Genomic DNA, 4,987 nt, shown 5'->3' on the forward strand with positions numbered 1-4,987 from the left:
CCCCCGGACCGCGGTACCGGCGTGCGGCTTTCGGGGGCCGGTGTCCGGGGGCCGGCGTGCGGCCTTCGGAGGCTCGTTCGGCTTCCGGGATTCGGCCGGTCTTCGGAGGCCCGGGCCGCGGGGGCGGGGAGCCCTACAGGAACGCCACGTTCACGATGTAGAAGCTGGCCGCGGCCACCAGGCCCGCCGCCGGCATCGTGATGAACCAGCCGAGGATGATGTTCTTGGCGACACCCCAGCGCACCGCGTTCACCCGCTTCGTCGCCCCGACCCCCATGATCGCGGAGGTGATGACGTGCGTCGTGGAGATCGGCGCGTGGAAGATGAACGCGGTCGTGAACATGATCGACGCACCGGTCGTCTCCGCGGCGAACCCCTGCGGGGGGTCCAGTTCGATGATCTTGCGCCCCAGCGTCCGCATGATGCGCCAGCCGCCCGCGTACGTACCCAGCGAGAGCATTATCGCGCACGCGACCTTGACCCAGACCGGAATCGGGTCGCCCGCCTCCTCGACGTCCGCGATGACCAGGGCCATCACCACGATGCCCATCGTCTTCTGGGCGTCCTGCAGACCGTGGCCGAGCGCCATGCCGGCCGCCGACACGGTCTGCGCGATCCGGAAACCGCGCTTGGCCTTGTGCGGGTTGGAGCGGCGGAAGAGCCACATGATCGCGCACATCACCAGGTAGCCGGCGATCAGGCCGACGACCGGGGAGATGAACATCGGGACGACGACCTTCTCCAGGACGCCGGACCAGATGACATCGATGCCGCCCGCGAGCGCGGCGCCCACCATGCCGCCGAACAGCGCGTGGGAGGAGGAGGACGGCAGGCCGAAGTACCAGGTGACGAGGTTCCACACGATGGCGCCCACCAGCGCGGCGAACAGGATCCACATCCCCTTGCTGCCGTGGGGTGTCGCGATCAGGCCCTCGCTGACGGTCTTGGCGACCCCGCTGCCCAGGAAGGCGCCGGCGAGGTTCATCACGGCGGCCATCGCGAGTGCCGCACGCGGCGTCAGCGCGCGCGTGGACACGGAGGTGGCGATGGCGTTGGCGGAGTCGTGGAAGCCGTTGGTGTAGGTGAATCCGAGCGCGACACCGATGGTCACGATCAAGGCGAAGGTGTCCATGAAGGGGTCAGGACTCCTTGACCGCGATGGTCTCCACCGTGTTGGCCACGTGCTCGAACGCGTCGGCGGCCTCTTCGAGGACGTCCACGATCTGCTTGAGCTTCAGCACCTCGATGGCCTCGTACTTGCCGTTGAAGAGCATGGCCAGCAGCTTGCGGTGGATCTGGTCGGCCTGGTTCTCCAGCCGGTTGACCTCGATCCAGTACTCGGTGAGGTTGTCCATCGTGCGCAGGTTCGGCATCGCCTCGGCGGTGAGTTCCGCGGCCCGTGCCAGCACCTCGATCTGCTGTTCGACGCCCTTCGGCAGGTCCTCCACGTTGTAGAGGACGACCAGGTCGACGGCCTCCTCCATGAAGTCCATGATGTCGTCGAGGGACGAGGCGAGGTTGTAGATGTCCTCGCGGTCGAAGGGCGTGATGAACGAGGAGTTCAGCTGGTGGAAGATCGCGTGTGTGGCGTCGTCACCGGCGTGTTCCGCGGCCCGCATACGCTCTGCGATCTCGGCTCGGTCGGACGCGTCCGCCCCGAGCAGTTCCATCAGGAGCTTCGAGCCCGTGACGATGTTGTCCGCGGAAGCGGCGAACATGTCGTAGAAGCTCGTCTCCCTGGGGGTCAGACGAAATCGCACGTGGGGTCCTCGGATTGCTTCGGTGTCGGTCAGGCTGATGCTAGGCGCATCATCCGGCCACGGCTAACGGCCGCCCACCAGTGTCGCCCATCGGGCACAGTGATCAGCACGGGGTCCCGCAAGGCCTCGGCCCAGTGCTCTATACCCGGCAAAGTTCGTTACCATATACCCGGTAGGGGTACCAGTCAGCAGGAGGACGCGATGACGACCACCGAGGCCGGCGCGACGGCGCCCTCCGGGAGGACCGCGGGGGCCGGTGCCGAGGAGGTCGTGACCGACCACGACCGCGGGATCCACGGCTACCACCAGCAGAAGGACGAGCACCTCAAGCGGCTGCGGCGGATCGAGGGGCAGGTCCGCGGTCTGCAGCGCATGGTCGACGAGGACGTCTACTGCATCGACATACTCACGCAGGTCTCCGCCTCCACGAAGGCCCTGCAGTCGTTCGCCCTCCAGCTGCTGGAGGAGCACCTGCGCCACTGCGTCGCCGACGCGGCGCTCAAGGGCGGCGCCGAGATCGACGCCAAGGTCGAGGAGGCGACGAAGGCGATCGCGCGGCTGCTGCGCACGTGACCCCGCGGGAGCGCGACCGCACCTGGCCCCGCGGTCGCACGTGTCACAGCCCCGCCCCCCTCATGGGGCGCGGGGCTGTCACCTTCCGGCGTCGTCACCTTCCGGCGGTGCCGCCGTGTTCCTCGAGGAAGCGTTCCTCCGCCGCCCTGAGCACCTCGTCGATACGGTCGGGGCTGAGCCGGTCCTCACGGGCGGTCGAGGCCGCGATGATCAGGTCGCCGCACAGCTCGATCTCGGCGAGGGCCACGTGGTCCTGAACTGCCGTACCGCGCGCCGGAGCCACGTGCATCACCTCTTCCTGCCGTCACCGACTTCCTAGAGTAGGGAGCGGGGCACGGACGGCGCATGGCACCAACGGACCATTTCCGGCCCGTGCGATCAGGCCTCTCACGGTCCCGCCCACGGCATCCGCCGCCCGGCCACTCCGTCATTCCTCCCTCACCCCTTCGCCGTTCCCCCGCATTCCGTCCCCCGTCCTGCGGACCGTCCCATCGGCTGTTCCCTCTTCCCCTGTTCCCTCTTCGGTCGGTCGCCCGCCCGGTCACTCGGCGATCCGGCCGGCGAAGATGTCCCCCTCGACCGGCAGGCGTACGTCGGCCTCGGCGCCGAAGTCGTACAGCAGGGTCGTGGAGGACACCGCGACCGTGTCCTTCCGCTGCCCGTTCACGAAGCTGAACCGGTGGCGGACCTTGCGGATGCGCCCCTGGTCGTCGAGGTAGACGTCGAAGGGGACCGCCGCCGTGGCGAAGCCCTTCGCCGCCGCCCGCAGCGCCGCCCGGTTGCCCGCGGAGGCGTCGCGCGCGGCCGCCACGAGGTCGGCGGTCCCCCGGTAGTGGCGTACGGCCGTGCCCGCGACCGACGTCCGCCCCACGTACGTCGCCCTCCGTGCGCCGCGCAGCAGCTCGGCGGCGGCGAACGGGTCGGTCGCGCCGCCCGTGACCAGGTTGCCGTCGGAGAGCGTGGCCGTGTCGACGCGCACCCATTTGTCGGCGGGCACGCCCGCGCCGCGGTTCTTCATGTAGAGGGCGCCCGGCGCGAGGAGTTCGGTGATGGGGCGGTGCTCGCCGATGCCGGCCGGGTCCTGCGGGAGGAAGACCTTCAGGCGGCCCGCCCGGCCCGCGAAGTCGTAGACGCCCTCGCCGCGGATGGTCACGCGGGTGCCGCCGGTGGCCATCTCCATCGACGTACGCGCCTTCGAGGTGCCGGCGCGGACCAGCTTCCCGGCGGCTCCGTGCAGTACCCGGACCGGGTCCTCGGCGGCCCGGGCGTCGTCGGAGGCGGCCCCGCTGCCCGAGCAGCCGGCGGCGCAGAGCAGCAGCCCCGTCGCCGCGGCGGCCAGGACGACCGCCCCGTCCCTGCGTGTTCGCTGCCGCTCCACCATCGCCTGCTACCCCCAGCCGGGACGTCCTTGGGCGGGCCTCGTGTCGTTCGGCTTAACGACGGCTGGGGGGTGTTGTCACGCCGGTGGGCGGCTTGGGGAAGCGTTTACCCTGCGTCGGTACCGTGGAGGCGTGCCACAGCAGGAAGAGATCACTCCCGTGGAACACCGGACGACGACGGTCGAGCAGGGTCGTTTCTGCCTGGCCCGGTGCACCTGCGGCTGGAAGGGCCCGGCCCGCCGGGCCAGGAGCCGTGCGCGGACGGACGCCGAGACCCATGCGGCGGAGGGCACCGGATGAAGGGGGCGCCGCCGTGAGGTGAGGGACGCGGGGAACCGCCCGCCGCGCTACGCGTGCCGCAGGACGGCCACCAGCTCGTCGACGAGTTCCCTGTCCCGGGCCTGGGTGAGCCGCTCCCGGGCCTCCGCCGGCGGCAGCCACACCACGCGGTCCACCTCGCGGTTGGGGACGAAGCGACCCCCCGTCGCCTCGGCGGCCCAGTAGCTGACCTGCTTGGGCCGCCCGTTGGCCAGGTAGCGGAGCGTCGTCAGACGGGGACCGGGGGCACACCGGTGCCCGGTCTCCTCCTCGACCTCGCGCACCGCTCCCGCCAGCGCGTCCTCGCCGCGCTTCAGCTTGCCCTTCGGATGCGACCAGTCGTCGTACTTCGGCCGGTGGACCAGGCAGATGCCGAGTCCGCCGCCGGCCGGTGAGCGGCGCCACAGTACGCAGCCCGCCGCGAGGACGGGGTCCTCGTCCCACTCGTGCACCAGGTCTCCCCTCGCGAGTACCGCACTCCGTGGGTCACGGAGTGCCGACCGTCTCCCTCATCCAGGCGCGCTGAAACGTGAACCGGGCCGCTTCCACCTCGTGTCGCTGGTCGGCGTGGAGCACCCCCAGCGCGTACGCCGTCGCCGGGGCGATCCGCGGGGTACGGGCCGCCGAGGCCGCCGCCGCGGCCGCCTCCGCCGCGTCGCGGTGCCGGTCCAGGGCCTGGCCGGCGTTCAGGATGCGTACGTCCACGAGGTCCTCGTCGCCGTACAGGACCTCGCGCGCGTAGCGGTGCAGGCGCAGCAGGAGGCGTACCTGGTGCCAGGGGGCGTCCTGCGGCTGCGGTGCCGTGTCGGTGGAGAGGCCGTGGACGAGGGCCTCCGAGTTGTAGGGGTGGCCGGCGGTGAGCAGGGGGAGCCCGGTGACGGCGTCGCGGAGGCGTTCCTCGGCGGCGGCGGCCAGCGGCCGCAGTCCCGGTCCCGGTCCCGTGGCCGCGGTCGCGGT

Annotated in this window: 7 protein-coding genes and 1 pseudogene; 2 read left to right on the forward strand and 6 right to left on the reverse strand. The window is 71.1% G+C overall.

Features of this window, described 5'->3' with window-relative positions; genetic code table 11:
• Window positions 1-133: 133 nt before the first annotated feature.
• The gene (locus tag HO151_RS05865; RefSeq protein WP_173895035.1) at window positions 134-1,132 is read right to left on the reverse strand and encodes an inorganic phosphate transporter; all 999 of its coding nucleotides are present in this window, start codon (window positions 1,130-1,132) and stop codon (window positions 134-136) included.
• A 7-nt stretch (window positions 1,133-1,139) separates the two neighbouring features.
• A complete protein-coding gene (locus HO151_RS05870) occupies window positions 1,140-1,760 on the reverse strand; it encodes a DUF47 family protein (protein WP_173895036.1) in 621 nt (206 codons plus the stop codon).
• Between the two features lie 201 nt (window positions 1,761-1,961).
• Between HO151_RS05870 and HO151_RS05875 the strand changes: the two genes are divergently transcribed.
• On the forward strand, window positions 1,962-2,333 hold the full coding sequence (locus HO151_RS05875) for a metal-sensitive transcriptional regulator (RefSeq protein ID WP_173895037.1): 372 nt from the start codon (window positions 1,962-1,964) through the stop codon (window positions 2,331-2,333).
• A 94-nt stretch (window positions 2,334-2,427) separates the two neighbouring features.
• Here the strand turns inward: HO151_RS05875 and HO151_RS05880 are convergent, their stop codons facing one another.
• Both HO151_RS05880 and HO151_RS05885 read right to left on the reverse strand, forming a co-directional pair.
• Window positions 2,428-2,622, reverse strand: a complete 195-nt coding sequence (locus HO151_RS05880; RefSeq protein WP_173895038.1) for a hypothetical protein — start codon at window positions 2,620-2,622, stop codon at window positions 2,428-2,430.
• Between the two features lie 252 nt (window positions 2,623-2,874).
• Complete coding sequence (locus HO151_RS05885) at window positions 2,875-3,714, reverse strand: hypothetical protein (protein WP_173895039.1); 840 nt, start codon at window positions 3,712-3,714, stop codon at window positions 2,875-2,877.
• A 130-nt stretch (window positions 3,715-3,844) separates the two neighbouring features.
• On the opposite strand from HO151_RS05885, the gene HO151_RS05890 reads away from it, so the two are divergent.
• Window positions 3,845-4,012, forward strand: a complete 168-nt coding sequence (locus HO151_RS05890; RefSeq protein WP_173895040.1) for a hypothetical protein — start codon at window positions 3,845-3,847, stop codon at window positions 4,010-4,012.
• A gap of 47 nt (window positions 4,013-4,059) precedes the next feature.
• On the opposite strand, the gene HO151_RS05895 is transcribed toward HO151_RS05890, so the two are convergent.
• Both HO151_RS05895 and HO151_RS05900 read right to left on the reverse strand, forming a co-directional pair.
• A complete protein-coding gene (locus HO151_RS05895; RefSeq protein ID WP_173895041.1) occupies window positions 4,060-4,482 on the reverse strand; it encodes an NUDIX hydrolase in 423 nt (140 codons plus the stop codon).
• Window positions 4,483-4,516: 34 nt separating this feature from the next.
• Window positions 4,517-4,987: pseudogene (locus HO151_RS05900) on the reverse strand (CHAD domain-containing protein); the annotation flags it as partial.

The organism is Streptomyces sp. 8P21H-1 (genome assembly GCF_013302945.1).